1 protein-coding gene is annotated in these 539 nt (G+C 46.2%); it reads right to left on the bottom strand.

Annotated features, from left to right (window positions below; translation table 11 throughout):
* A partial coding sequence (locus tag ABR397_RS23160) for a type VI immunity family protein (protein ID WP_350307752.1) occupies positions 1-539 on the bottom strand: 539 nt, incomplete at both ends.

The following is a 539-nucleotide window of genomic DNA, read 5'->3' as shown; positions in this document are numbered from 1 at the left end:
CAAGGTGATCCAGTTAATGCCACGGATGGAATGACCATACTGTAATTTGGCTGTATGCACTGCGGAGTTCACTTGCAGGGCAGGGTAACGCTGGGCCAGTTGGTACTCTAAGGGAAAGTAGTCATAGTAGTCGTTGGGCAGGACCAGACAGTAGCCACAGTCCCCACTGTCGGGTTCGAGTTGTTCACACAGAAAATCCAGCCAGGTCATAAAGCGAGCCATGCCTTCTTGTTCTTTCAGATAATTCCAAGGAAGTGTCAGGCTTAGGTAAGAACTGCCGTTATCACCGCTTATTTCCCGAGAATCCAGGTAACACATCAGATAATTAGGTGCCTCATCTTCATTTTTGGCATCACTGACCACCCAACTAGAAAACTGGTTTTTTTTCTGATTAAGAATACCTTCTTCCACTTTGGCAATATTTTCCAGTGAATATTTTTTTAACCCTTTCAGCTCATGACGGTGAAAACGCAGGTGGGTACCAAATTCTTCGCGAAAGCGCCGGTAGCAGGCCAGAATGCGTTGCTTTTTCTCCTGAG

This window comes from Photorhabdus viridis (assembly GCF_040256935.1).
Taxonomy (GTDB): Bacteria; Pseudomonadota; Gammaproteobacteria; order Enterobacterales; family Enterobacteriaceae; genus Photorhabdus; species Photorhabdus viridis.
Note: the sequence above shows the minus strand (reverse complement) of the source record. Positions and strands in the feature narration are given on the sequence as shown.